Here is a 26,169-nt window from a genome sequence, read left to right as displayed (position 1 = left end):
GTAAGGAGAAGCACTGTGAATAAAGAGCCTATCCTTTTTACGATACTTTTCTTCATTTTTATCTCGCCCTTTCAATTTATTTCTCTATGTCAAATCCTTGCGGATATTATTTTTTTGCATAAAAAAAGACGATTGAAATTTTTATCAATCGTCTTAAACGCTTTATTCAGTTTTTATGCTCTCAGCAAATATGTGTTCCAACAGGAGTGACCATAATAATCTGTTCCTGCTTGAATGATTATTATAGACTGAGTTAAGTTGTGCTCGTCATAAAAATCATATTCACCCTTTATGTCACTTTTCATTCTTTCTAGCACTTCATTATATTCATCATAACTGTAAAGGTTATCACTCGAAACCCATGAAGCAGTGTCGAGGTTAATATCTGCGGTGTCTGCTAAAAATTCATCTACTGATGAATAACCAAATTCGGCATATATCTTCTCGACTCTTGGTCTTGCCAATTCATTGCTGTATGCCTGCAATTCTTTCTGAAGTCTGTCTATATCACTCTGAGTAAGGGTTACCTTTGGCTTAGCCTTCGTAGTTGTAGTCGGCTTTGGCTTCGTTTTCTTTGCCGTTGTTGTGGTCTGCCTTTTAGTCGTTGTCTGACGCTCAGTCTGTCTTTCTGTCTGACGTTCCGTCTGCTGTGGCTGATAGCTGTTGTTATTGTCATTGCTGTTATTGTTATTATTGTTAATGTTGATGCCTAACTGACCATTCTCAATTCCAGCGCTTGTGCATTCTGGATATGCTGCACAGATACAAAGCTCTGCGGTCAATGTAATTGGCTCGTCGTCAAAGGCCGTGCCGATTGGCTGATAATTTAATACGTTGCTCTGTGCCTCCAGTGCAATGACCCGGGTAATTATCCCCGAAAATGATGCTGTAAGAGTGAAGCATGCAAAATTGCCAGGGATTCGCAGTGCAATATAGAATTCCTGACCAATAACCGGATCAGCTATCGGATTTCCGCAAAAGTCCATGTACGACCATGAATAATCACCATTGCAGTCACAGAATGGTATCAGATCAATCTGTGGCTGGCCTGCAAAACCAGACTGAATCCGGAATGGACCGATTAATAATCTTCCGCATATTGTGCGAACTTCGTTTGGGCAGCCCTGGAAGACAAGGTATGGCTCATTTCCAGATGTCGGTAAAATGCTTCGATTGCAACAATTTAAGGAAGTGCAGCCTCCACAGCAGTATGCCATGGACGAGTTCAGACCTTCTGGCAAAGTTGCATCTGCATCTACATACTGTCCTGCAAGATCGAGGAGCGCCAGCACGGTTGCCCTCATCCTGTCAGATTTCGGATGAGGATCTCCTGTCGTACAATCGAGAAAATATACCTCGTCTAAAGCAATCTGCCCCAGCAATACCCAAAGAGCGACTTGTACAGCCGCATAGGCATCATTATCATCCAGCACAGGACTTGCCGTCGAATCCACACCTGCAAGGGTGAAAGTCTCACTGGCACTGACAGTAGGAAAGGCATTCGCCATAATCCAGCCGAACATCTCCTTCTGACGTTCAGTCGCCCCCGGAAACAGGGTTTCAAACGGTCTGCTTTCATACGGAACATCATTATATGGTCCATCAGCAAATTTATCCAAACAGTACACTAATTTATTTTGGCTGCCTAAAAGGTTTCCAAAGAATTGAAATATCTGATTGTGGTCATCTCTTTTTAAACGATATCGTGATGCCGAAGTGTAATCCAAAGCGCAATAACTTTCTACGCTGGGATTGCCGCCTGCGGTTCCACTGACATCATTGCCGTTATAGACGATAAACGGCCTTGATATATTTAAAGCTCTTGTTTCAAGCACAATAATTCCTCCCTATATATTATTTTAGAAGAAAGTTCTCCAAGATTAATATATGCGAGTCAGAAGGATTCCGGTACGTTGACAAAACATCATTTCTTCTAAATCAACACTTATTTCGTCTTTCCCATAAAATGTCTGGCAAATCATCTTTATATATCAATAATGTCAATGAGCTGTGAGGGATGTTTAGCATTTGCTAGTACCGGATGTATCAATCCTTCTAGAACAGTTGCGCTTTCTCATATGTAGAAAATCGCCGTTATAAAGTCATTGATACGTCAAAAGCGAGGCAGAATTTCACATGCCTCGCTTTTATGATTTATTTTAGTCCATCATTATGACTGCAAGATTACTATTGTTTGATTAATTAAGAAAGCCTGATTACAGTTAGTGATGCTCCGTTTCCTCCCTGAAGAACTGCTGCTCCTGCCAGCCCAAAAAGTTGAAGCTGCAACGTATCGCCTGCGGTCAGCGTAGCAAAAGTTGTGGCTGCATAGGAACTGACTGATACAGCCGGCGAGAAAGTGGAACCTGACAATGCTGTACCATTACGCATAACACGAGATGACATCAATAGTCCTGCTGTAGTCGATACGCGATAGGAAACCATATAGGTTCCTGTAGCTGGTACAGTGAAGGTTGTATTTCCAGCATCTACTGTGAAACTATCTAAAACCTGGTCATTTGGAAGGGGAACTGTAGTTCCGCCCAAAAGCACCGCGATTGTCGCTCCATTGGTATTGACTGCATTCATACTATTGACTGTTGCAGTAGTTCCAGTTGGACCTGTTGCTCCTGTTACTCCTGCTGTACCTGCAACCCCTGTCGCTCCCGTCGGACCTGTTGCTCCAGTTGGACCTGTCGCTCCGGTTGGGCCCGTTGGACCTGTCGCTCCATTTGCGCCTGTTGCTCCCACTGCTCCAGTTGGACCCGTTGCTCCGGTTGCGCCTGCTGTGCCTGCGGCTCCGGTTGGGCCTGTTGGACCTGTCGCTCCATTTGCACCTGTTGCTCCCACTGCTCCAGTTGGACCCGTTGCGCCTGCTGTGCCTGCCGCTCCGGTTGGACCGGTTGCCCCCGTTGGACCTGTTGGGCCATCTGCTCCATCTGGACCGGTATTTCCGGTTGCTCCTGTCGGGCCTGTTGCTCCGTCTGCTCCTGTGTTTCCGGTTGCTCCTGTTGCTCCCGCTACTCCGTCTGCTCCTGTTGGGCCTGTTGCTCCCGTCGGACCTGTCGGGCCATCTGCTCCATCTGGACCGGTATTTCCAGTTGCTCCTGTCGGGCCTGTTGCTCCGTCTGCTCCTGTGTTTCCGGTTGCTCCCGTCGGACCCGTCGGGCCATCTGCTCCGGTTACTCCTGTTGGGCCTGTTGCTCCTGTCGAACCAGTTGCACCTGTAGCGCCTGAGCCTGGACCTGTTGGACCTGTTGGACCCGTTGCTCCCGTTGGACCAGTTACTCCTACTCCTGTGTTTCCGGTCGGTCCTGTTGGGCCGGTCGGGCCGGTTGGACCCGTCGGGCCTGTTGGGCCATCAATTCCATCAACGCCGTCTGCTCCCGCTGCGCCGGTTGCTCCAGTTGCACCATCTCTTCCATCTCTGCCATTGGCCCCGGTTGCTCCAGTCACTCCATCAACTCCGTCTCTGCCATCGGCCCCGGTTGCTCCGGTTGCTCCATCAACTCCGTCTCTGCCATCGGCTCCGTTCGTTCCTGGAGATCCAGTGGCTCCCGTCGGACCTGCAGGAATGGTAAAGAGCAGCTGTGCACCATCAGGGGTAAACGTTTCATCAACGCCTGCACTTGTTCCGGGTTTCCCTGTGACAGTTCCCGCAACCGTAATTGTTGGTGTCACACCATTTTGGCCGGTTGCGCCGGTTGCACCATCTCTTCCGGCCGGACCCGTTGCCCCGACTGCGCCAGCAGTACCCGTTGAACCTGTTGGACCGGTTGGACCCGTCGGTCCAGTCGGTCCTGTTGGGCCTGTCGGACCGGTTGCCCCTTGCGTTCCTGTACAGTGGTATACTGGATAGCACATACCATAATCCATATATCCACATCTTCCATTTATATTATAATTCATATATTCACATCCCTTTCAATTTGCGGCCGTACCGCACTTTTATAATATGACATTATCTGAAAGGGGGTCCCTGAATTTAATGAGATTTTAATTTTTTATCAAAATATGCCTTATTATGCAGAACTGCTGGCGCATTTGGCTTATATTCCCCGGCTTTGACATTATACATCTCTGCCTCCTCTGTTTCTCCTAGTTTATCATAGCAGACACACAACTGGATTGTCGGAATATAGCCGTAACAGTCTGGCAAAATGAATCCGCCCTTGCGATAATCAAGCTGACAGTTCAACGCGGTTTTAAACCAAAATACCGCCGTTTCAAAACGTTCCATCTGCATAAGGCAATCTCCAATTTCGCAACAGACTTCTGCTCTCGGAACGTCGTAAAGCAAGCTTTGGAAAAGCCTCTGCAGCGCCTCTTCAGTTTTTCCAGTCTGCCTGTAACACTTTGCTGACATGATGCACGCCTCGATTTTATCTTCCACCCAACCTTCTGGCAGAGATAAAAAAAGATTGAAAGCTTTGATTGCATCATCATACAACTGGTGATAGTATAGTTCGCGGGAATAGTAATACTGCTCGCGTGCAGAAAGGTTCTTCCCTTCTGCCAACAACTTTTTATAGATATTGAGATTGCGGTCCGGGTCACCTGCCCGCAGTTTTTTGTGGGAAATTGCAACATCAGAATATAAGAGATTGCCATTGGGTGTGATGACCTCGTGGACCGCTCCCTGCCATGGATGACTTTGATCGTTGCGGATAATTCTCTCCCGATAATACCAAAAAGATGGGTTGCCATCGTCATCAAAAGCGGTATTATAGCGCATCATAACAATGTCCGTATCCAAAGTGAGGGTATTCTTCAGTTTTAAAAAGTCCAAACGCTCCTTCTCTTCTACGACATCGTCCGCATCCAGCCACATACAATATTCCATATTTGCCTGAGAAAAAGCATAATTTCTGGCAGCGGCAAAATCGTCAATCCAGGCAAAATCATAAACCTGGTCAGTATATTGTAAAGCAATCTGCTTTGTCGCATCTGCAGACCCTGTATCTACGATAATAATTTCATCTACCAATTCTTTGACGCTGGAAAGACAGCGATCCAAGACATCCTCTTCATCTTTTAGTATCATGCATAAACTGATTGTTATCATTCATATCCTCCTTCATATGCTGAATAGGCTTATATAAAGGCTATCTTAATATCATATGAAGGTCCTATCATAGTGTGAAAAAAAGACCGCCTAATCCTTTGATCAGACGATCTCAACCGGTCTTAAACTTCATGTCAGTTACAGAAGTGCTTTTACCCGTTTCGCAGCTTCTCCATCTGCTTTTATACCTATGACAGGGATTATCAAATTGGCATCTGCCAAAGCTGCTTTCAATTTCATTATAAAAACACCCTGTCCCTCTATCTCTCTATTATCGTCGGAAGTCGTATTGACGCCGCAGCAAGGAGAACGATTGATGCCGACAATGCCAACAACCTCAAATCCGTGCTTGTGATACTGTAAAATCTGTCTCATGACATACTCTGTCAGCACAGAAAGCTGTGCCCATGCTTCCGGTTCCTGCATCGCTTTGCGAATACGCGTGTTCTCGACTACAACTGGACTTTCGGCACCCAAAACATTGCCCCTGTCTAAGCCAAGGCAGCAGAGTTCCGGACAAGGCATCTGTACGATGCCCACTTTTGCCTTCAGCAAAGTCTGCAGAATCGCCTCATTGACGCCTGGGTAATCTGCCGTACCGTCAGAAATTGAATTCTGATTGAGCAGGCAGTGTGCAACAAATATGACGCGTTTGCTTCTTGCATCTGTAAACATATGATGATCCTCCTGATTAAAAGTCTTATTTTAAAAAGTTCTATGATACGAAGTCAGTATACGGCATATCGATGCCGCCGTTGCCGATGATAAACAAAGTTTTTTTGCTCCTTCATAAGGTCTCCGAATTCAGACTAGCTTGGTGATATGTTCTCTTACGGATTCTGCTGTCACGGATTTCTCATAGAAACTACAGCACAACGCCATCCTGCCATTCACTGTCACTATGCCAAAAGTTTCTTTTGCCGCCGGTGAAGCAGGCGGAATAAAGGTGGCCTCACGGATATTTTGATTTTCAATAGCACCCAGATTGGTGATACTGATGCCCTCTCCTTTTCCATATCCCAACATGGTGCGGCCGACAAAACGAGCTGCTTTACTATCAAAACACCCCAGTGCCGCTATAGCCGCTGCGTCAATTAAGGAACCTTCTAAATTCAAATAGCAGGAAAGGATGAGCATTAACTTTCGGTTATCTGCCAGATGTACAGCTGCCTGTCTATGCACTTTTTTTGCCAATCGGATTTCGTCTCTTTCTCTCCCCTTCCAATAGAGACTCAAGGCCGAAGCGTAATTTCCTAAAGCACCTTGCTGATAACAATAAAGCTTATCCTGAATATCTGCCGCCATGATAATCTTAGGTTCTTTTGTTGTCAAAAACAATCTGGCGGTCAATAAATCGTTAATTGAAATCTGCTGCTCATGACAAAGTATCCTCATTGCCTCTACACCCCTTTGCCCTAAGGAACTGCACATGTGAGCCACTGGCTGTTCTCTGACAAAAGACTCTGCAAACGCTGCATATTCATCGTAAGTGACCTGCCGCTTTTCTTTTTTCCACTGGTTGTTTGCCTTCACCAACAATAACCGATTCACGTTTGAAAGCTCGCTTCCCGGCGGCAGATCTGAAGGTTCTGCAATTAGGCGCTCCTCTGCATAATCAGGTCTGGTGCCCTGCACATACAAATCAGCAAACTGGCAGCAGAGTTCCAGCAAACGCCGCCCATCTGCTAATATGTGATGTGCGATGAAGAGGACCTGAAAATCTTCCTGATCAGGATAGAGAAAGACCTTGAGCAGTCCCTCTTCGAAAACATTCCAGTTGGTTTTGCTGATGCCGCTGTAGTCTTGCCAGATGGTCTGTATACTTTCTCTTTCTGTCAAAGCGACGCGGGAGTTTTCGCTCACTTGGTAGAAAAGGCAGCTGTGATTTTGTTCCCATCCCATCACACTGCGCAGGAAGGGATGGGCGTTTGCTAGGATATCTATGGTTTCACCCACCTTCGCCGCATCATATGGGGCATTGACTTTGACCAGAATGCCAAAATGCATGTTGGGGCACATAAAGTGTGCCCTCTCTGACCTGACATATTGTCGCTCCATCCAAACCTCCTTTCGGAAACGCCGTCGGTTTATGGAACCATTATACCATTCTTACGGTATCCCGTCATTTGATTTTCACTGCACCGCGGAAAGGATTTGAACAACGCAGGCTGACAGCAACGCAGTCACAGCGCCAATCAAAAGCCCCTTGAAGCCTCCAATTACATGAAACCACGGATCACGATAGGCTTGCTCCATGTCTTCCGTTCCCGGTATTCTCACTTTCTTACTGTGACAGAACAACCCAATATCCAATACGACGACATCGTAAACATTGACTGCTAAAAATAGCATAAACACATGGATATAGGCATTGCTGAAAGTCTTTGCGCCTGAGAAATAGGCAGTCAGACCCAAAACAATTGCAAAGAGAAATACAGCGCAGATTTTGATGGTAATATGCCGCCTCTCTATTTTTTGGATTACACCCGCATATTGAGGCAGACTTTCCACCCTCTCTCTGATGGACGGCGGATATGACATAATCTGTTTGACAGGGTTTTGATATAGTGCAGGAAGGATGATCAGCGTAAGCGCGATACAGGCGACGATGCATTCAATTGCTAATAACATATTTTGCTCCTTTTATTAACGGTAGTGGCACACTTGTGCATTTATTTTAGACCTAGTATAATACCATCAGCTACTGAGAGCAATAAGCGAGGAAAAAGTGATACAAATATTTAATTTTGTGCCACAGGAGGAGATTATGGAAATCAAGGAAGAAAATAGGACGAAGAAGTGGATCATAGAGGCACTCTTTGCCTTACTCAAACAACGGGATTATCGAGATATAACAGTCGATCAAATTGTCAACAAGGCAGGTCTTGGCAGGAGAACTTTTTATCGTTATTTCAAATCAAAGGATGAGGTCATAGCGCATACGACAAAGCTTTTAATGGATGAATTTGCAGCTAAAATCATCGCCAACAGTGCAGACACCTTGGAGGCCATCGCTAGATCTTATTTTGAATTTTGGGAAAGTTACATTGATATACTTCTGCTGCTCAATAAGGCGCATCTGCTCTACTTCATAGAAGATCACCTGCTTTCTCTCATCTACGAGGCGGCTTTGAAGTCAGGACATGTCTCTGCCGGAATCAGCAAAGAAAAGCTGGAAAGGCAATACAAGCAGTATCAGTATGAATTCGCCTTTAAACTGGCGGGATTCTGGAAAGTTACAATTCTCTGGTGTTCCGAAAGTCCGAGAAAAAGGCCAGAAGAAATGAGCAAAATTATCGATGCGATCTTAAAATAGCAATTAACAGATGTAATCGCTGTCAGCTATGGATTTTCCTATGCCTAAAACTAGAAACCACTTTGGCAATCTGTATGCCGTGTGTGTTTGGCACCCTGATGTTTTCGCCCATAAACTTTCCAATAGATCGGCTTCCCGCCTGAATGCAGGTTATCCACAATGTATTGTCCATCGACTCCATGGCGCAGAATATCAGGTCAACCTTTGCCGGAGCCATGTTCTTGGTCAATTTTATTCATTACATCAAATTGCTCTTATGATGCGTTGCTGTCCTGATTAATAAAAAGCAGACGTGCCTTCCCAACGTATCATTAAATTGGAATGATTTCGATTTTACCTTAGCGCATAATTGTGCGATGAGAGTTTGTGCCTCTCAACTTCACGCTGCGTCTTTTCTTGCCATCCACTCACTTTCATCCGCCAGATCATAAAAATGTAACGCGAATTAGAAAAGTGAAATTTCCCTGCAACTGCAAAGAAGGGGTTGTCATAATATGATTACCCCTCTTTTACGTCGGTTGTCTATTCAAAAATTTTAATATCGACTCTTTTATTTGCTCAAAATCTCTGCTTTGCAGGTTGACACGAAGGTTGGATCACTTTCGTTAGCCCCTACCAGAACCAGCATTCCGAACTCATTGACCAATACAGTACCCTGCGCAACAGTCTGACCGCCAGCCTTAACATTCACACTGCTAGTGCCTATCGGAAGATATTGTCGAATAGCATTTTGACAATCTGCCCCACACCCTTCTGGAGCTGGAACTGGCGCAGGAAGATAAGTGATTGTATCATTATAAGTGGTGCTAGTAATTCTAACTGATACAATCCGGCAAATGGATACCGCCTCTTGAGGAACACCTTGATTATTTACAAGTTGGAATAAGCCTGCATTTGGGTTGGTATTAGGTGCTGGCAATAGTGAACCCGGACGTCCACTAGCATTATCTCCGCTTTCCATAGCGACAATAATGTTATCATTAGGATAGAGGCTTATAATTTGTCTGAGAACATTTCTCATCTGCTGAACGCAAAAACATTCAACAGAATTACCTGTTGAGCCTGTTGGACCTGTCGGGCCTGTTGGGCCTGTTGGACCTGTCGGGCCTGTCGGGCCTGTCGGACCTATTGAACCTGGGCCTGTTGGACCTGTCGGGCCTGTTGGACCTGTCGGGCCTGTTGGGCCTGTTGGGCCTGTCGGACCGGTTGGGCAATTTGGACAACATACAGCTTGCGGATATCTGCGAAAACAAGGATATCCTACAGGATACATATTATAATACTGCCATGCAGCACTTTGATTTCTATTTCCCCATGATGGTACAATATCGCAATTCATTTCTCCTTTTTCGTAATCTCTACTAAAATTGTTCATTAAATCACACCCTTTTCAATTTGCAGTCATAGCTGCTAATATACATCATATGCCATCATGAAAGAAATGGTCTCCTATTGTCATCGGTTCCTTATTGCGGATGTCAGATTCCCCCGTCTCTATGGGTAAAATTTATCAGATTCTCTATTTTACTTGAACTCTTACTCGGCCATACAAAAATAGTAAATTAGACTCCATCCAACTCAAAGTCGGCTATGTCGTGATTCTTGGTGAAGAATATATATGACGCATTTCTTGCTAGCCATAAACTTGGGAATGCCAGCACAAATTCTATCTTGCTAATCGCCTGCGCCTCTTTGGACAGAATGTCATGGATAATGGAACATGTCTAAATTGAGTCTGTCGCATTTCGAAGAAGACTGGAAAAGGCGGAGGGATTTCTAAAACTGCTTAAAACTCACAAGGTAGTCCTCTACAAATTACTGATAATAAACGCCCACCCAGGTGCACATACTATTAGATAAAAGGAAAGTGTAATCTGCTTATACATCAGAATCGAGGGTGAATCATGAAATTTGACGCAATATATTTTGAACCGGACAGTCTGTCCTATGAATTGGGAAAACAGCTAAAAGAACAATTTGCTGATTTGCCGTGGATACCGATAGACAGCCACAATTCCATCAAAGAAATGCGAGAAAAAGAAAATGCCGAGTTTGGCAAGATGAAGCGCAATTTGATCATTGGCACTAGAAAAACCCACAAATATGTGGAAAACCAGAAGGTTTCAGACTACTTGGTTCCCTACACATCGTCGGGCTGCACTGCTATGTGTTTATATTGTTATCTGGTTTGCAACTATAACAAATGTGCTTATCTGCGTCTTTTCGTCAACAGGGAGCAGATGCTGGACCGCTTAATCAAAAAAAGCGTAAGCAGTGACAAACCGTTGACTTTCGAAATCGGCAGCAATAGCGATCTGGTGCTGGAAAATACCATCACCGGCAACCTCGGCTACACCATCCCCCGTTTCGCGGAGGAAGGTTTCGGAAGTCTGACCTTTCCAACAAAGTTTCATATGGTGGATTCGCTTCTTGACTTGCCTCACAAGGGGAAAGTCATTTTTCGCATGAGTGTCAACCCCCAGCCTCTGATCAACCGTATCGAACTAGGCACTTCTAATCTGCAAGAGCGGATAGAAGCCGTCAACAAAATGTGTGAAGCAGGTTATCCCTGCGGGCTCCTGATCGCGCCTGTCATGCTGGTGGACGGCTGGAAAGAAATGTACACGGAGCTTTTGGAGCAGTTGCGGGACGGTTTGTCAGAAAAGATGAAGGAAGAGATGTTCCTCGAAATAATTATGATGACATATTCTTATATCCATCGAGCCATCAACGGCGATGCTTTCCCCAATGCCCCAGATCTCTATGACAAAGAACTGATGACTGGCCGCGGCAGAGGTAAATATTGCTATAAGCCCGAACTTAGGCAAGAAGCCGAGCAATTTCTGCGCACGGAGATTAAGCGGATCTTAGGGGATGTCAAGATCGTGTACGTCAGTTAGTGAAACGCCTCTATAAGCCCACCAAATCCAGGAATTCCTTTTCTGCCTGCAGGTCATGCTCTCGCAGGTCTTTTGTATAGCCAGCGACGACGTATTCGTTTTTGTAAGACAGGCGTGTCAAAACGACTTCACAGGGAATTGATTCTCCATCCAGTCTGCAATGCATCCAATAGAATACTGATTTGCCTTGTTCAAAAGCTTCTTTTATCTTATCCCTCGCCTTCTGCATCGATGGCAGTCCATCGGGCTGAAACTCCGGGCTCAGTTCAAAAAATCGGTCGAGATACTCCGCTTCCTCCCGCAAGCCGAAGAGCTTGACCGCAGCCTGGTTGCACTCCACATTTTGATAATTCTGGTTCCATAAATTAAGGGCTAGCGGCACGGCATCCATCATCGAAAGCAGCAGATCTTTGTCTCCGGACATCCTCAAATATTGTGAAGGGATGTTTTTTGGTGCGGCCTTTGCAAACATACAGTCTGGATGCTCTATGAAGTTTTGTTGGAAGTCCTCTGGCGGCACTGGTCTGGACACATAAAATCCCTGCAGGCTGTCAGCATGCAAAGCGCTGACATTTTGCTGCTGCAACGCAGTCTCTACGCCTTCAATGCACACCTTCATGCCCGCCCTATGACACAGGCGGATGACTGCTTCCACAAAGCTGTAATTATAGTGGTTGGCATTGAGCGATTGTACGAATAGGCGGTCAATCTTCACTACATCAATATTGAACTCCGTCAATCTTCCCAACGATGAGTAGCCCGTTCCAAAATCATCCATGGCGATTTTGCATCCTAACTCGTGGAGATAGGATATTGTAGCAGCAAGATTCTCTTTGTTCGTTACAAAATAAGTTTCTGTCATCTCCAGTGTCAGATACCGCGGCGGCAGTCCGTATCTCTTCAGTTCTTCTTCTACCACAGAGGCAAAGCTGTCGTCTTTGAACTGGAGACAGGATACATTGACGTTGATTGTAAAGTCGTCAATTTTCTCTCGCCACCGTACACAGGTTTTGATCGCCTGAGATAAAACCCAGCGTCCCACTGGAAAAATACAGCCTGTATTCTCCAACAGCGGAATGAATTCATCAGGTCCTAATGCACCATAAGTATCACTGTGAAACCGCAGCAACGCTTCGGCGCCGATTACGGTCAGATCCGTTGCATCTGTAATCGGCTGATAGGCCAGATGAAAGCCCTGAAACCCTTCCCTTACGCTCCCTGCCAGTTCTTGCAGAATTTTTTGTTCGCGCACTTTATAGTCCAGCATCTCCGGCGCAAAAAACACGCACCGGTTCTTGCCCATCGCTTTCGCCTCTTTTAAGGCGATGGCGGCACACTTCTCAACATCTTCTTCAATGAACCCAATTTCAGAAAAACACACTGCGCCTGCCGATATCGTGAAACTGTACTCCTGCCCTTCCGCAAAATGAGGTTCTATCGTAAAGTTCTGTATTTTCTCGTAGATTCTGAATAACGTAGCTCTGTTTCCCACTGGCAAAAGAATGGCAAACTGATCGCCGTCAAAACGATACAGCATGGTTCCCGGCGGAAGCATTCTCATCAGGTCCTGGGCAACGTAACGCAAAACGATATCGCCAAAATGATGGGTTTTCAGGGTATTGATTCTCGAAAAATCATCGATGCCCAACAAGATCATTCCTGCTTTTGACATGACACCAGCCGCTGCCATTCCCTCGATAGCTTCCACATATTTCTCGTGGGTGTGCAGTCCTGTTACTTGGTCGATTTTGCCGATGGACGTAGGTTTCTTTACTATGCCCACGAAAGAACGAGGCCTGCCCGACTCCTGGTCGCGATACAGCCTGCCCCGGCAATGGACCCAGATATACTGTCCCTGTCGATTTCGTATCTGGTATTCCTCGTTGTGCGAATCTGTCCTGCCATCCAGCATATCCTGAATAGAATTGAAAAAACGCGCTTTGTCTTTTTCGTGGATCAGTGCTCCCCACGCGCTGACCAAATCGTTAACCATTCTGCCAGGAAGCTCAAAATCGTCCAACATATTCTGTGATATGAAATATTTATCACTTGTCAAATCCCCAATATAGACGTAATCGTCAATACTCTCCATCAAGGCGGCGTATATTTCCCGATCTTCTACTTCAAAATTATCCTGCTTCATGTGTGACATCTTCTCCTGTATTCATAACCAGCTGATTGTACGTTCATTGTCAGAACGTCAGCCTGCTTCTGCAAGCCGGCCCTTTTTATCTATTCTATCACGGGCAGAATGGATACACAATCAAAAGCTTTGAGAAGCAAGGGATTTCAATAAAATGACACAGAAATAACCTTCTATCAAAAAAGCAACAGGTCCGCTCAATCGAATGATCACCTGTTGCTTTTCTGCAATTTCTAACGTGATATGAGATTAATTTGTCATCGGCGGTGTTCCTTCTGCGTTGGACACCACTGCGTCGATTTGGATGCAGGCTTGGTCAGGCAATTCCGATACGCCGACAATTCTTCTCGCAGGGATACCGTCTGGGAAGAAGTCTTTGTACACTTCATCTGCCGCCTCGATATCTGCAATATTTTTGAGGAAAATATTCACTTTCACCACATCGTCCATCACATGACCGATACTTTCAACGATGGCCTTGATGTTGTCCAGGCACTGTCTTGCCTGTTCTTTTACGCCGCCGGCAGCCATGCTGCCAGTTTTCGGATCTAACGGTAATTGTGCTGAAAGGTGGTTATAATGGGAGAAAGCTACTGTCTGTGTGGACAAAGGACATTTTGGCGCGTTTTCTGTATTGTTCGCTTCAATGATCAATCCGTGCCTGTCCTCCACTGCTTGCGGAGGCGTGCCATCTCCGTGGGATACTACCGCTTCAACTTGAACACAGGCGTTCATCGGTAATCCGGAAGCAGCAATGAAGGTCCGCGCTGGAACGTAGGCTGCTGCCCTTGCAATCGCAGAGTCCGGAAAGAACGTCTTATAGACATCATCCACGACATTTCTATCTGCCAGGTCTTTGAGAAAGATGTTCAGTTTTACGATATCGTCAAAGGGAACGTCGATACTCTCTAAAATCGCTTTGATATTCTTAAAACATTGTGCCGCCTGCTCTTTGACACCGCCAGTGACCAATTTGCCGGATTTCGCTTCAATGGGCAGCTGGGCGGAAAGATGATTGTAATGAGAAAATGCTACAGTCTGTGTGGATAGAGAACAGGTCGGTGCATTTTCTGTGTTGTTTGTTATCTTTATGAGGTCGCCTGCCTGGGGCGCATTTGGAATGGTACCCTCTCCGTTGGAAAGAATCGCTTCCACCTGTACCAGGGCATCCATAGGTAAAGCGGCTGCAGCGGCCACAGTCCGGGCGGGAACATAACCGGGGAAAAACGGCTTGTACACTTCGTCTACAGCTTCTATGTCTTTGATATCCTTGACGAAAATCGTAATCTTCACCACATCACTCATAGAATGATCGATACTCTCGACAATCGCTTTGATGTTCTTAAAGCACTGCATTGCCTGTCCTTTGATACCGCCAGCCGCCAGCTCACCTGTTTTGGGGTCAATGGGCAACTGGGCAGAGAGGTTATTGTAGTGGGAGAACGCCACTGTCTGCGAAGAGTGACCGATATCCGTCGGTGCATTTTCTGTATTTCTAGCTAATACTGCGTTATAACTGCTCATAATAGTATACTCCTTTAAATTAGATTATGGAATGATACTTCTATTTTGCACAGAACACAAAAACTATATGCTCGTCAACTGAAAATCTTCTGCGCATCGCTCGGCACCATTGACGATGAGTGTAATCGTATGGATTCCTGGATAGTGCTTTCTTGTGGTTAAATCAGCAAAGGAGTGTTTTTTATCGTAGAACCTCTTCTCGTTTTTGCTCAGAGAAAGTTCAGAGATTTGAAAGATCTTTCTATTTCTTTTGCCATTGGCTTTTACATAGTCAATCGCATATTCCAGTCTCACTTTTGTCGCCTCCATGGACAAAATATGAAATGAAAAAGAAAGTTCTTCGCCGATAGAAAGGGATTTTGGATTTACCATATAGTCATTGACCTCAATACAATCAGTATTTTGATATCCGAAGATAGCTAGTACCTCTCGATTGCCTTTTTTCAACAGAGTCCTGCATCCGTGTTTTACAATCCAATTCGTATCCTCGTTTTTACCGTACCAATCCTTTGCCAGTTTTTCTATCAATTCCGGATGGGTTTTCGAAATGTCGTTCAAGTTATTTGCGACACTCTTGCGCACATAAGGGGATGGATCGGCTTTTAACTGCTCTAAAATAGGCAGAATCTGGGCAGGATCTTTTTTAAATTTTGCCAAAGCCTGACCCCATGGAAGCTGCGGGCGGCAGCCTTCACTGGCCAGCCTTCTGACGTGTTCATTTTCGTGTTTGGACCAGGCATACATCTGTGCCATCATACGTTCCTCATGGTCTATGATAAAAGGCCGTACGGCAAATTCGGCGGAAGAGTAAGGGGTATATCGCTCCAAGGCCGCTATGGATAACCGCCAGTTTTTTTCGTCCCGCCCATAGACTTCAACAAAATCTGGGAACAAGATGCCGAAAAAACCTGAATCGAAACGACCCACCACTTTATCCAGAATGGCCAGAGCAGCCTCATAGTCCGCCGGCAGATATTCACCTAGATTTGAACTGATTTTTCGAACTCTCGCTTTTAATTCTAAATCCTCCCACGACTCGTCCATCGTGGACTTTAAAAAATCGTCAATCTGAAAAGGATCATAAACGGATTGAATGATCCTCGCGATGTCATAAAGTGATTCGTGGTTGTACATATCTTTTAGTAATTCTGCCATGCGCGGTCTCTCCTTTTATCGTGTATTCTGTCCTAATCAGCAAACTATATTAAATAAAACGATGTCCAAAATTCGGTTGAGTTTCTGACGGCAAAATTCCGGCGTATAGTTGTCAATATCGTGCCATTCAAACTGCGCCATCAAGTAGACGCTCATGATGATGTCTACGATGTCGTCAGGGTTTAAGTCGCTGCGAAAGTCCCCTCGCTCTTGTGCCTCCAACACCAATTCCAAAAAAATAGCCATCATATTCATGCGCGTGGCGTACAGGGGACTTGTCTCGCAGGAATTTAAATAAGTGATTTTTCGCGCAAGATTGATGTACTGTATGGAGTCCAAAATAAATACTTCCAGAACACGGCGGATTTTTTCTGCCGCACTGCTCACGTCATTCAACTCATGGGTAATGAAGTGGCGAATCTGGTCCAGCTCCTCTTCAGCAATTCCAATCAAAAGACTTTCTTTATTGGGAAAATAGTTGTAAAGGGTGGCCTTGGAAATCTCGGATCGTTCGGCCACGTCTTCAATGGTTGTATTTTCATACCCTTTTGCACTGAATAATTTCCGCGACGATTTTAAAATCCTGGCGCGGCATTTACGTTTGTTTAATTCTCTGCGGGAATGTCTTACCATGGCGAACTACTCCTTTCTTTCCTTGCATTTATTCTACACTAGAACAAAAAAAGAGGCAAACAGAATTTTCAGACTTGACACTAATTTTATACCGAAGTATAATTAAACTGAATATTTAAACAAATAATGGGCGCGGACTGAAAAATCTTATGCGCCAAAAATTCTTATGACGTGCTAAAAGATTTGTATCATCAGTGGAACAGCTGACAAGTAAAGACAGACCAGGGCACCGTCGGAAAGGATGGTGAATAACCAATGAAGGAACAAAATTATCAAGTCTACGGATATCGCTGGGTTGTATTGGGGATTTACGGATTGTGTACGGGTGTTATTCAGCTCATGTGGACTACGTTCTTCTCAATCACCACAGATGCGTGGAAGTACTATGGATTTACCGACGCGACAAAAGGAGAAAGTGCGATCAGCCTTCTGTCAATCATCTTTATGGCAGGCATGATTATCGTTTCCATTCCATCTCTCGCCGCCTTTGAGCGCTTTGGCTTCAAGAAGGCAGTAGGATTCGGAGTCGTTCTTACCGGAATCTGCGCTTTGCTGCGCGGTCTTTTCGGCGATAGTTATACGCTGGTCTTAGTTATGACCGTCGGCTTCGCCATTGCACAGCCATTCCTGTTAAACTCACCCGGTCTGGTGGCCGGTAAATGGTTCCCAGAAAGAGAACGCGCCACGGCCAATAGCGTCGGCCTTCTCTGCAGCTATTTTGGCATGTGCGTAGGGCTGCTGCTTACACCGGTGCTGCTCGAATCAGGAATGACTATCAAAAGTATGCTGATGACTTATGGCGCAGTAGGTGTCGTTTCTGCAATCTTATTCTTAATCTTCGTAAAAGAAAAACCGCCGACACCGCCTTGTCCGGAAGAGTTAGCTGGACGTTCAGATTTCAAAGAGGGCATCAAATTCGCTTTAAAAAAGAAAAATTTCATTTTGGCATTATTAATGTTTTTCTGTGTATTTGGCGTGTTCAACACCTTCTTTACCATGATCGAACCGATCTTGCGCAACTTGACTAATGAAGGCGTCGATGCAACACAGGTTGGCATCATCGGGGTTATCATCCTGGGCATCGGCATCATCGGCAGCTTGATCATATCTCTGATTTCCGATAAGGATAAACAGCATAAGCGGCTGCCTTACATGATCGTCGTCAACATCATCGGCTGCGTCGGCTTTGCACTTTTCCTCGCCATGAAAGGCTTTGGCGGCCTGGCTATCGCTGCAGCAATCTACGGCTTCTTTATCGTAGGCGGCGCACCGCTGACCCTGACCTTCGCCGCAGAATCCTGCTATCCTACATCAGAAGGTACCTCCGAAGGCCTGCTCATGTTCATGGGCAACGTCGCCGGCGTCATCTTCCTGGGCGCTGCAGGACTCTTTGGCACAAACCACCGCATGCTGATGATGGCGATGATTGCCGTTACCGTCTTCTACATCGTGCTCATGTTCTTCGCCAAAGAAATCAAGCTAGAGAAAGCGAAACAGGAGGAGAAGATTGCACAGTGATGAGATGCTGCGCAATGAGATTTAAAGAAAAAACCTCTGCAATGTATTGTTGAAAGAAGGGTTTTACCCGTCATTTTGCTAAAATAGTTAAAAGCACCTAAAAAATATACTCGCCGCTGCAGCAATGGCAAATGCCGTAACGAAGTTTCAACGGTTACAGCCATTGGCAGTGGCGACACTCCCTTTGAGTCGGGAAATTTTTAGGTGCTTTTTCTATTTTTTGATTGAATAGAGGATAATGCGACGATTGCAAAGACCGCTATGTGCAGTGCTGCAGCCACTTTTTTGAAAGCTACTCCCCGATATAGGTAAACCGCTTGTAGGTTTTGCCGTCGCGTACCACGGTTTCGTTCCACATAGAAGCCGGGCGTACCCAGATACCGCCCTCTCCGTAAAGAGCGCGGTAAACGACCATCGGCTCTAGTGTCTCGCTGTGTTTTGCGATATATAATACTTCGTATTCGTTGCCTTTGAAATGGCGATAACGCCCCGGTTTAATTTCATTCATGTTGTTCCTCCAAAATAAGTACGGCCAATTTACGCCTTTGTTACCGATAATAGGTTTCTCGTTCCTCAAGTTCGACCATTGCCGCCAATAAGTGTTTCTGCACTATCCGTATCTAAACATTCCTCTCTATTCTTAATGTTTTGCTAGATACTTTTGCTTTTTACTTTTCGGCTTGTCCGGTATGGTCATCACTAACTTTCCGGCTTGAATAAGAGGTTTTAGGTAATTTCGAGTAAAATTCTTCACATCTTTATATCCAAAAAACTCCATAATTTCATGTTTACTCTTAGGTTCTCTACAATACTCCCATATTTTATCTTGGGGGGGGTATCTTGGGGATATCTTGGGGGTACTGGAAATCTGCTGTTCCAGGAATTTTTTATTCCTAATTGTTGCATACACCATGAATGCCTCTATTCGGTATTCCGGATCAGGCAATCCTGCCTGATTCATTTCATAGTACATACGATCAACACCTTCCCCAAACTCACGTACATATTCATATTCGTGCAGTAATCCGGCAATTTTGGGGTTTCTTGAAAAGTGAATTTCTCTCATATTGTTTAAGCGAACAATTCCCGGAAGCATGCCAGGGCTTTCCACAGTAAGGTGATCATCGAACATCTTAATCTGAATATCCGTGCCTTTAATACTGTAATCTCGATGCGCTATGGCATTGATAATAAGCTCTTTCCATACAAATTCAGGGTATTCCGGTTCTGTCACAAATTTAGCATCCGGCCCCAAATAAGTATGCTCCTTTATCTGACCCCTGACAAACTCAATCGCTGCTTCGACTAAGTCCAAAATACGGCCTTCAAAAATTACGTCTTTGACGACATTCATAGCAGCACCAACTTTTGCTTCTATGCCTTCATATCGGATGAAGCGCACTCTGGCACGTTCGAAAAACAGCTGAGGATTTTTACCAAACAATAAAATTGCAGCTCCACTCATTTCCTGTCGTCCACCAACATTAATGATAAATTTTTTATTTTGCTTGATATATTCTTCTGGTGACTTTGCATATCCGATTTTGTCACAGTACTCTGCGACAGCTACCATATCAATATCATCTATTCCGCTCCCATACACCGGCTCATTTTCAAAATATCTTGCACCCTTGGCATACATCAACTGCAATCTCTCATCAAAAGTTACGGTAAAATAATTATACATTCCTTATGATTCCCATTTACCCACAGCTACTATGATTTTATCCTGATTATTATATATTTCGTTCCAAATTATGTTATATGTCTTGCTATCTGTAAATTTCCAAATAAAAGAATACTTTTCACTATTCATCGGTGCGATTAAATAAATCTGTTTCTTTATACTGTCATAAAACTTTCCTTTTGCACGTGCCTCAATAAACCTATTGCCGAAACATCCTCTTGGATATTTATATTCGCTTCGATCATCCAAAAGCATTTCGCCAATTTCTTTATCGCCGTATGTTTCTGTCACCGAGTAGCCTTTACACCTCATATAAATTTGTCGCAGCGTTCTATGCGTGTGTTTTCACTGCCCCCTCGCAAGTGCAAAGGCTGCCAACCGCATTTTCAAATACAAACTTTGTTTCATCAAATTGGTCAGCGTCAAATATCATTACTCGCTCTGAATGGACAATTTGGTGCATGACGAAATTTTGGTCTCGTAGCTCTGAAATGGACCTTTCTGCTACCATCCACGGCACACATATGTAAATTAAACCCTGCTCATTTTAACCTTACCCTCCATTTGCATATCAAGCAGATTAGCGAAATATAATAGTAGCTTTATTTATTATTTTACACTTGCGTCAAATCAGTTGCAAGGAGTTATTAAAATAGCTGCCAATACTTTGTTCGCATCAGCAGCTAATCGCTTTAAGTTCAGTGTTTTATCTCAATATCCTGTTTTCTTTAATTAGCCTTCCGGATCAACCTCGAGTTTGACTTTCTCATACGGTTTCCTTTTGCACAAGAGACATGCCATCTTAACGGTATTACCAGATTCTCACAAAATCATGTTTCATACATAGATTATTATATTTTCATTCTAGCCCCGACATTTTTTTATACAATGTTTTTGCATATCCATCCGTCATTCCGCTTATAAAATCCGTCGCAATTAATATTCTACGATACAAAAGTTCTATCTCATCTGTAATGACATCCGTTTCCTTTGCTTTAAAGTAATCATTAATGTAATTAGAGGAAATGAGAGTAATTACTTTTTTGTCTTGCATTGTCATCACTCCATAATTATCAAATCGGACAACCGCCGGAACAAACTTATCTAACAAAAAATTAAGAATAATCTGTGCAGATATTTCCGGCTCCACAATAACGCGCGAATCAAAAACAAATTCACTCATTGCCTTTTTTAATAATTTTTCTGTTAAGCTGTGATTATTATCATAGAATAAATCATAGTTAAATTTTCCATGCAAAATATCCTCATAACTTTTTGAAAATCTCCAGCACACAACATACATCAACCATTTTCTAAGGTATGTTCCCCATTGGCTCATTACTTTGACCTTATCTTTTTCTGTTTCATTAAGAGACTTCAATTTGTCAATGATTTCTTTTGTTCTATCCATATGTTGTTGAGATTCCCTGTTTTTTTCTCCCAATGATTCATATGTATTTTCGAAAAAATGCAACAACTCATCAACGCTGACTATTCCCGACTTTACTGCATCCTCCAAATCGGCAGTCATATATGCGATATCATCTGCTGCCTCAACTAAATATGCCAAAGGATTGCGGATCACTTCCCCATCTGCGTTCATAGTGCCCACTTTTTCGGCAATTTGTAAAAAAGTACTTTCTTCAGCCTGATAGCACCCCATTTTGTGTCTAATATGAGCTTCTCCTATTTCGTCACATCTTGTGGGATATTTAATCAACGCGCTAATAATCGAAAATGGCAAATTAATCTCAGATTGGTGCCGCGCTTTCGATAAAATTCTCAAAGCCTGAGCATTACCTTCAAAATTCTCTAAATCTGTAATTTGCTTCTTACTCAACAAATCTGAAACAGGTTTTTCATCATTGCACCTTAGAAGATAAATATCTTTAAGATTACCCTTAAACCATTCCCTTATTATTTCTTCACCAACATGCCCAAATGGTGGATTCCCAAGATCATGCAATAATCCAGCACAAGATAAAACTGCTTCAATATCACCAACTCTTTGGGACTTTAATTTTTCATTGTTCTGCTCGTCACAGTCAATTGGCAAATGCTGATATAACGATGTATTTTGAAAACACATAATTCCTAACTGTTTTGCGATTGTTGATACTTCTATAGAATGTGTTAATCTGGTTCTGACAAAATCGCTCTTAGACAACGGAAAAACCTGAGTCTTATCCTGCAGCCTTCTAAATGCCGCACTAGAAACAATCCGCTCATAATCCCTTTCAAATGGGCTTATATAATAATCATCAAATGCTTTTGGATCCTTCTCTTCATTAATTAACCGAGTTTGTGTCAATAGTTTTTTCCATTCCATAAATATTGTCCTCCCATTGATCTCTCACGTTCTATATTTTGTTCAAATACAATTTACGTTTTTCTCTTATCCTGTGCTGATTCAATTTTTCTGTGGACTAGCTTCTAATTTTGGTAAATCATTTAAACTTACCACTTTCAATGTCGAGATAAACTCATTTTCAAAATTTGTTGTATAGATGCCAATATCAATACCTTTAGTAGGGATGGTTTCTTTTACGGTCGCCATACAAATTCTCCTATTCTCATATCACCAACTGCCTTTTCCAAATTCAGCTTTAACATTTATAATACTGACTGGTGACTTGTATGGGACAAAAGAATTACCGTCTCTACGCTCCCTGTCCACGGGAACATGTCCACTGGCGTTCCTTCCACAAACTTATACCCATTCCCCGCTAGGTATTTCACATCTCTGGCCAGTGTCGCCGGGTCACAAGACACGTACACAATTCGCTCCGGCGCTACAGAAACCACAGCCTCCAGCAATCTTTCATCGCAGCCTGCTCTTGGGGGATCCAAGAACACCACATCGGCATGGTCGATTTTCAGCGAGTCATCAATCTTTACTGCAGGTTTCGCACTTGCATCAGTCTTATCATTTGCTGATCCTTCACGTCCAACCTTACTTCCGTCATCAGTCAAATCATTCTGCACCATCAGCGGCAGCACTTCTTCCGCCTTACCACAGACATATCGGGCATTGACGATGCCGTTGATGACTGCGTTTCGGTTGGCATCCAGCACCGCTTCTTTGACTGATTCAATTCCGATTACACGGCCAGCGTTCATCGTCATTTGACGATTTTCGACAGAATCAGGGGATTTTTCAATATTTCTATCAGTTTCTGCCCCTGCTGCAGGACTGTCCTCACTCATAACAGTAACCGTTTTTCCTGCTGCTAGTTCATCTTCCACAAACTCATCGTTACCATTCGATTGCAAAATTACTCCATGCTCGTCCGAATCCAAGTTGGTTGTCCTATCCGCATCCGAGCCAGCAATTTCGCCATCAGCTCTCCTGACCAATTCAGCTCGCTCCTGCTGTTTTCGTTCCATCTCCCGCGCGGCAAATAGTCCAATGGTTCCGACGCCACAGTATAGATCCAGCACGGTTTCATCGCCAGACAGATCAGCATATTCAATTGCCTTGTCATAGAGGGCTTCCATCTGCACAGGATTTACCTGGTAGAAGGACAGTGGAGATATCTCAAACTGTAAGTCACCGACCTGTTCAAGAATCGTTGGTTTTCCGGCCAAAGTGATGCACTCCGTCCCAAAGATACTGCCGCCGCCCTGTCCTCGGCTGAAAGCCTGACCTTTACCAGGCTTTCCATCCTTCTGGGCTTTCTTCCCTTTGCCACCTTTACCCTCTGCTTTGTTCACGTTGAGGATGACGCTCTCCAAGTTATATTCCACGCCGTCTTCACTTGGCGTCAGATTGTAAATCGCATCGTCCAGCATCTCCACCAGCTTCTCAGCGTTTGGTATGCCTTTGCCGTTGATGACGAGAACCACCATAACTTCGCCGGTACCGCGGGCGGTTTTGACGACCAGGTGACGCAGAAGTCCTTTTTCCCACTTAGGGTCATATGCCGTAATATTGTCAGAAATCATAAATTGGCGCAGTGCCTCTGCTGCTGCCATGGCGGGTTCTGACTGCAAGAAACAGTCAGAACAGTCCACCACGTCGTGGCTCTTCGCCTGATAAAATCCCACTGCAGGCGTCCCCAAATTTTCTAAGATCCCGCCCTTGCGAGTAATCACGCCGCCAGTCCAAACAGGCATCGTCGCCTTATTCCGATAGCGGAACGGTTCTTCCATGCCAATAATCGGACGTAGCCGTGGTGCCTCCTCAAAGATCACTCCAGCCAGGGTTTCCGACTTAGCCAGAGTCTCTTGCAAACCAGGCGTTCCAGATCTGTCCGGGGATTCTTCCAAACTAAACGTTCCATCCGATCCTGGCAATCCATTCTCATCCAAATTTTTCTCCAGCCCCGCAACACCGCCCAGGCGGATCAGCTTATCTCTGACCTGCTTTTCCTTGAGGGCAAGCTGGGCATCGTAAGAGAGTTCTCCGTAGGCGCAGCCGCCGCACTGACCAGAATAAGGACAGAAGGCCTCGATTCGATCCGCAGAAGGCGCATCTACAGCCAGCAGGCGTCCAAAAGCATAGTTCTTCTTCACCTTAGTCAGTTCTGCCGTGACCACGTCCCCTATCACTGCGCCTTTGACAAAGACAGCGAGGCCGTTACTTCTTCCTACGCCTTGGCCTGCCTCCGTCATATCCTCTATCTTTACTTGAACTCTTTGTCCTCTTTCCATCCTTGTTACCTTTCTTCTTGTCTCGGCCCGAGCGTCCGCCCGGCACTTCCGGCTTCTTTCCATGACGACCTTCCTTGCCGGATTTGCCCGAGCGTCCGCCTTTGCCAGACCGGTCGCTTCTGCCAGCTCTGTTCTCCTGCTTCGGCTCCACCTCGATTTCGCCCAGACTCTGTCTCAGGAAAGCAGCAGCCACCATCAGCGGTTCCATCTCTTCCTCAACACATTGCTTATAGACGATTTTCATGTAAGGTACCAGATCCTTATCCTGACAATAATTCATGGCATCCTTTACATTTTTATATGCCTTTACTGTCATGGCGCTAGTCGCTGTCGGCATATCTTTTCGTTTGATCTCCGTGTTGCAATAATTCTCCAGGGAGTCGATTTTGTATTTCTCACGGCTGGTGATCAAAGACACCGCTTTGCCGTTTTTACCAGCTCTTCCTGTACGGCCGATTCGATGGACATAATATTCCATATCCTGCGGCATATCGTAGTTGAACACCATATCCACATCGTCCACGTCAATTCCTCTTGCCGCAACGTCAGTGGCCAGCAAAAGCTCCAGATTGCCGCTTCTGAACAAATTCATCACTCTGTCTCTCTGATGCTGTGACAAATCCCCATGCAGCGCTTCTGCCGCATAGCCTTTCGACTTCAACAGCAGAGTCAGTTCATCCACTTTTCTCTTCGTATTGCAGAAGATCAAAGCCCTCTGGGGGGACATGTAATCGAGAAGCCTGCAGAGCGAGGTGTCCTTTTCTCTGCCCTTTACGACATAGTGTACCTGTTTTACCAGGGGAATGGTCAGCTCTTCCTGCTTGACTTTGACCAGCTTGGCGTTTTTCTGATATTCCTGCGTAATCTCCAGAATCTCTTTTGGCATAGTTGCTGAGAAAAGCGCCGTCTGGCGTTCCTCCGGCATCGCGCGACAGATGGTCTCAATGTCCTCGCGGAAACCCATGTTGAGCATTTCGTCTGCCTCATCCAGCACCAACATCTTCAAATTATCAAATTTCAGAGTCTTGCGCCTCATGTGGTCCATCACTCTGCCCGGTGTGCCGACGACGATGGATACCTTGCCTTTCAAGGCCCTAAACTGCCGCTCTATATCCTGACCTCCATAAATGGCTACGACTTTGACCCCTGCCACGTGCTTTGCCATCTTCTTCAGCTCTTCTGATGCCTGAATGGCAAGTTCTCTGGTAGGACATAGGATCAGTCCCTGTACCCCATTATCCTTGGGATCTATGCCTTCAATCATAGGTATGCCAAAAGCTGCTGTTTTACCGGTACCGGTCTGTGCCTGACCTATGATGTCTCTGCCCTCCATGAGTTCTGGAATCGCCATCTCCTGAATCGGCGTCATTTTCACAAAACCCATTTCCTCAAGGCCGTTAAGTATCATCTTACTAATTTTTGATTCACTATAATTCATTTAATTCTCACTTTCTGTTAACTGTAACATATAATTATAACACAAATTTCTTCTAAAAGATACAATCAATATTTGTGTTTTGCTCTGCTGTCTTAGCTGAGTTACGCAAAATTCTATATTTTACCCAATTCTGTTAC

General features: G+C 44.7%; 21 protein-coding genes. 3 read left to right on the top strand and 18 right to left on the bottom strand.

Translation table 11 applies throughout. The features are described 5' to 3' along the window. Positions 1–173 precede the first annotated feature (173 nt). From ACMQ5W_RS04220 to ACMQ5W_RS04195, 6 genes are all read right to left on the bottom strand, one after another. Positions 174–1,835, bottom strand: coding sequence for a thioester domain-containing protein (locus ACMQ5W_RS04220; protein WP_419023655.1), 1,662 nt, complete (start codon positions 1,833–1,835; stop codon positions 174–176). 367 nt (positions 1,836–2,202) lie between these two features. Continuing rightward, complete coding sequence (locus ACMQ5W_RS04215; RefSeq protein ID WP_419023653.1) at positions 2,203–3,909, bottom strand: BclA C-terminal domain-containing protein; 1,707 nt, start codon at positions 3,907–3,909, stop codon at positions 2,203–2,205. 76 nt (positions 3,910–3,985) lie between these two features. Continuing rightward, positions 3,986–5,065 carry a glycosyltransferase gene (locus tag ACMQ5W_RS04210; protein WP_419023651.1) on the bottom strand — a complete coding sequence of 360 codons (1,080 nt, stop codon included), beginning with the start codon at positions 5,063–5,065 and terminating at the stop codon, positions 3,986–3,988. 138 nt (positions 5,066–5,203) lie between these two features. Further along, positions 5,204–5,740, bottom strand: a complete 537-nt coding sequence (locus ACMQ5W_RS04205; protein ID WP_419023649.1) for a CD3072 family TudS-related putative desulfidase — start codon at positions 5,738–5,740, stop codon at positions 5,204–5,206. Between the two features lie 129 nt (positions 5,741–5,869). After that, a complete protein-coding gene (locus ACMQ5W_RS04200) occupies positions 5,870–7,123 on the bottom strand; it encodes a hypothetical protein (protein WP_419023647.1) in 1,254 nt (417 codons plus the stop codon). A 75-nt stretch (positions 7,124–7,198) separates the two neighbouring features. Then, positions 7,199–7,696, bottom strand: a complete 498-nt coding sequence (locus tag ACMQ5W_RS04195) for a hypothetical protein (protein ID WP_419023645.1) — start codon at positions 7,694–7,696, stop codon at positions 7,199–7,201. Between the two features lie 136 nt (positions 7,697–7,832). Between ACMQ5W_RS04195 and ACMQ5W_RS04190 the strand changes: the two genes are divergently transcribed. Continuing rightward, positions 7,833–8,381: a TetR/AcrR family transcriptional regulator gene (locus ACMQ5W_RS04190; RefSeq protein ID WP_419023643.1), complete on the top strand. Its 549-nt coding sequence runs from the start codon at positions 7,833–7,835 to the stop codon at positions 8,379–8,381. 550 nt (positions 8,382–8,931) lie between these two features. Here ACMQ5W_RS04190 and ACMQ5W_RS04185 read toward each other — a convergent pair. Further along, positions 8,932–9,756: a hypothetical protein gene (locus ACMQ5W_RS04185; protein WP_419023641.1), complete on the bottom strand. Its 825-nt coding sequence runs from the start codon at positions 9,754–9,756 to the stop codon at positions 8,932–8,934. A gap of 529 nt (positions 9,757–10,285) precedes the next feature. Between ACMQ5W_RS04185 and ACMQ5W_RS04180 the strand changes: the two genes are divergently transcribed. Continuing rightward, complete coding sequence (locus tag ACMQ5W_RS04180; RefSeq protein ID WP_419023639.1) at positions 10,286–11,281, top strand: SPL family radical SAM protein; 996 nt, start codon at positions 10,286–10,288, stop codon at positions 11,279–11,281. A gap of 10 nt (positions 11,282–11,291) precedes the next feature. Here ACMQ5W_RS04180 and ACMQ5W_RS04175 read toward each other — a convergent pair whose 3' ends face one another. From ACMQ5W_RS04175 to ACMQ5W_RS04160, 4 genes are all read right to left on the bottom strand, one after another. Further along, positions 11,292–13,424, bottom strand: a complete 2,133-nt coding sequence (locus tag ACMQ5W_RS04175) for an EAL domain-containing protein (RefSeq protein ID WP_419023637.1) — start codon at positions 13,422–13,424, stop codon at positions 11,292–11,294. A gap of 249 nt (positions 13,425–13,673) precedes the next feature. Beyond that, the gene (locus tag ACMQ5W_RS04170) at positions 13,674–14,948 is read right to left on the bottom strand and encodes a RidA family protein (RefSeq protein WP_419023635.1); all 1,275 of its coding nucleotides are present in this window, start codon (positions 14,946–14,948) and stop codon (positions 13,674–13,676) included. Between the two features lie 63 nt (positions 14,949–15,011). Further along, positions 15,012–16,103, bottom strand: a complete 1,092-nt coding sequence (locus ACMQ5W_RS04165) for a DNA alkylation repair protein (RefSeq protein ID WP_419023633.1) — start codon at positions 16,101–16,103, stop codon at positions 15,012–15,014. A gap of 36 nt (positions 16,104–16,139) precedes the next feature. Further along, entirely contained in the window at positions 16,140–16,736 is a 597-nt protein-coding gene (locus ACMQ5W_RS04160; protein WP_419023631.1) for a TetR/AcrR family transcriptional regulator, read from the bottom strand. Between the two features lie 255 nt (positions 16,737–16,991). Here ACMQ5W_RS04160 and ACMQ5W_RS04155 point away from each other — a divergent pair, with 255 nt between their 5' ends. Continuing rightward, the gene (locus tag ACMQ5W_RS04155) at positions 16,992–18,254 is read left to right on the top strand and encodes an MFS transporter (RefSeq protein ID WP_148492309.1); all 1,263 of its coding nucleotides are present in this window, start codon (positions 16,992–16,994) and stop codon (positions 18,252–18,254) included. A 292-nt stretch (positions 18,255–18,546) separates the two neighbouring features. On the opposite strand, the gene ACMQ5W_RS04150 is transcribed toward ACMQ5W_RS04155, so the two are convergent. The 7 genes from ACMQ5W_RS04150 to ACMQ5W_RS04120 form a co-directional block, all read right to left on the bottom strand. Beyond that, positions 18,547–18,762 (bottom strand): DUF1653 domain-containing protein, encoded by a 216-nt coding sequence (locus ACMQ5W_RS04150; protein ID WP_419023629.1) that lies wholly within the window; start codon positions 18,760–18,762, stop codon positions 18,547–18,549. Between the two features lie 132 nt (positions 18,763–18,894). Next, on the bottom strand, positions 18,895–19,941 hold the full coding sequence (locus ACMQ5W_RS04145) for an ATP-binding protein (protein WP_419023627.1): 1,047 nt from the start codon (positions 19,939–19,941) through the stop codon (positions 18,895–18,897). Between the two features lie 3 nt (positions 19,942–19,944). Continuing rightward, a complete protein-coding gene (locus ACMQ5W_RS04140; RefSeq protein WP_419023625.1) occupies positions 19,945–20,232 on the bottom strand; it encodes a hypothetical protein in 288 nt (95 codons plus the stop codon). A 568-nt stretch (positions 20,233–20,800) separates the two neighbouring features. Next, positions 20,801–22,270: a deoxyguanosinetriphosphate triphosphohydrolase gene (locus ACMQ5W_RS04135; protein WP_419023623.1), complete on the bottom strand. Its 1,470-nt coding sequence runs from the start codon at positions 22,268–22,270 to the stop codon at positions 20,801–20,803. Between the two features lie 81 nt (positions 22,271–22,351). Continuing rightward, positions 22,352–22,498: a hypothetical protein gene (locus ACMQ5W_RS04130; RefSeq protein WP_419023621.1), complete on the bottom strand. Its 147-nt coding sequence runs from the start codon at positions 22,496–22,498 to the stop codon at positions 22,352–22,354. 56 nt (positions 22,499–22,554) lie between these two features. After that, positions 22,555–24,594 (bottom strand): class I SAM-dependent RNA methyltransferase, encoded by a 2,040-nt coding sequence (locus ACMQ5W_RS04125; RefSeq protein ID WP_419023619.1) that lies wholly within the window; start codon positions 24,592–24,594, stop codon positions 22,555–22,557. Continuing rightward, complete coding sequence (locus ACMQ5W_RS04120) at positions 24,521–26,032, bottom strand: DEAD/DEAH box helicase (RefSeq protein ID WP_148492301.1); 1,512 nt, start codon at positions 26,030–26,032, stop codon at positions 24,521–24,523. Before ACMQ5W_RS04120 ends, ACMQ5W_RS04125 begins: the two co-directional genes overlap by 74 nt. Positions 26,033–26,169 lie beyond the last annotated feature (137 nt).

Origin of the sequence: Emergencia sp. (assembly GCF_048465375.1) — a bacterium.
Taxonomy (GTDB): Bacteria; Bacillota; Clostridia; order Peptostreptococcales; family Anaerovoracaceae; genus Senimuribacter.
Note: the sequence above shows the minus strand (reverse complement) of the source record. Positions and strands in the feature narration are given on the sequence as shown.

Bases quoted from the DNA above. Each gene is read 5' to 3' on its own strand.
- ACMQ5W_RS04135 (WP_419023623.1), bottom strand. From the start codon at position 22,270: ATGGAATGGAAAAAACTATTGACACAAACTCGGTTAATTAATGAAGAG.
- ACMQ5W_RS04180 (WP_419023639.1), top strand. From the start codon at position 10,286: ATGAAATTTGACGCAATATATTTTGAACCGGACAGTCTGTCCTATGAA.
- ACMQ5W_RS04190 (WP_419023643.1), top strand. From the start codon at position 7,833: ATGGAAATCAAGGAAGAAAATAGGACGAAGAAGTGGATCATAGAGGCA.
- ACMQ5W_RS04145 (WP_419023627.1), bottom strand. From the start codon at position 19,941: ATGTATAATTATTTTACCGTAACTTTTGATGAGAGATTGCAGTTGATG.
- ACMQ5W_RS04215 (WP_419023653.1), bottom strand. From the start codon at position 3,909: ATGAATTATAATATAAATGGAAGATGTGGATATATGGATTATGGTATG.
- ACMQ5W_RS04155 (WP_148492309.1), top strand. From the start codon at position 16,992: ATGAAGGAACAAAATTATCAAGTCTACGGATATCGCTGGGTTGTATTG.
- ACMQ5W_RS04210 (WP_419023651.1), bottom strand. From the start codon at position 5,065: ATGATAACAATCAGTTTATGCATGATACTAAAAGATGAAGAGGATGTC.
- ACMQ5W_RS04165 (WP_419023633.1), bottom strand. From the start codon at position 16,103: ATGGCAGAATTACTAAAAGATATGTACAACCACGAATCACTTTATGAC.
- ACMQ5W_RS04150 (WP_419023629.1), bottom strand. From the start codon at position 18,762: ATGAATGAAATTAAACCGGGGCGTTATCGCCATTTCAAAGGCAACGAA.
- ACMQ5W_RS04195 (WP_419023645.1), bottom strand. From the start codon at position 7,696: ATGTTATTAGCAATTGAATGCATCGTCGCCTGTATCGCGCTTACGCTG.
- ACMQ5W_RS04170 (WP_419023635.1), bottom strand. From the start codon at position 14,948: ATGAGCAGTTATAACGCAGTATTAGCTAGAAATACAGAAAATGCACCG.
- ACMQ5W_RS04205 (WP_419023649.1), bottom strand. From the start codon at position 5,740: ATGTTTACAGATGCAAGAAGCAAACGCGTCATATTTGTTGCACACTGC.
- ACMQ5W_RS04160 (WP_419023631.1), bottom strand. From the start codon at position 16,736: ATGGTAAGACATTCCCGCAGAGAATTAAACAAACGTAAATGCCGCGCC.
- ACMQ5W_RS04185 (WP_419023641.1), bottom strand. From the start codon at position 9,756: ATGAACAATTTTAGTAGAGATTACGAAAAAGGAGAAATGAATTGCGAT.
- ACMQ5W_RS04120 (WP_148492301.1), bottom strand. From the start codon at position 26,032: ATGAATTATAGTGAATCAAAAATTAGTAAGATGATACTTAACGGCCTT.
- ACMQ5W_RS04125 (WP_419023619.1), bottom strand. From the start codon at position 24,594: ATGGAAAGAGGACAAAGAGTTCAAGTAAAGATAGAGGATATGACGGAG.
- ACMQ5W_RS04175 (WP_419023637.1), bottom strand. From the start codon at position 13,424: ATGAAGCAGGATAATTTTGAAGTAGAAGATCGGGAAATATACGCCGCC.
- ACMQ5W_RS04200 (WP_419023647.1), bottom strand. From the start codon at position 7,123: ATGGAGCGACAATATGTCAGGTCAGAGAGGGCACACTTTATGTGCCCC.
- ACMQ5W_RS04130 (WP_419023621.1), bottom strand. From the start codon at position 22,498: ATGGCGACCGTAAAAGAAACCATCCCTACTAAAGGTATTGATATTGGC.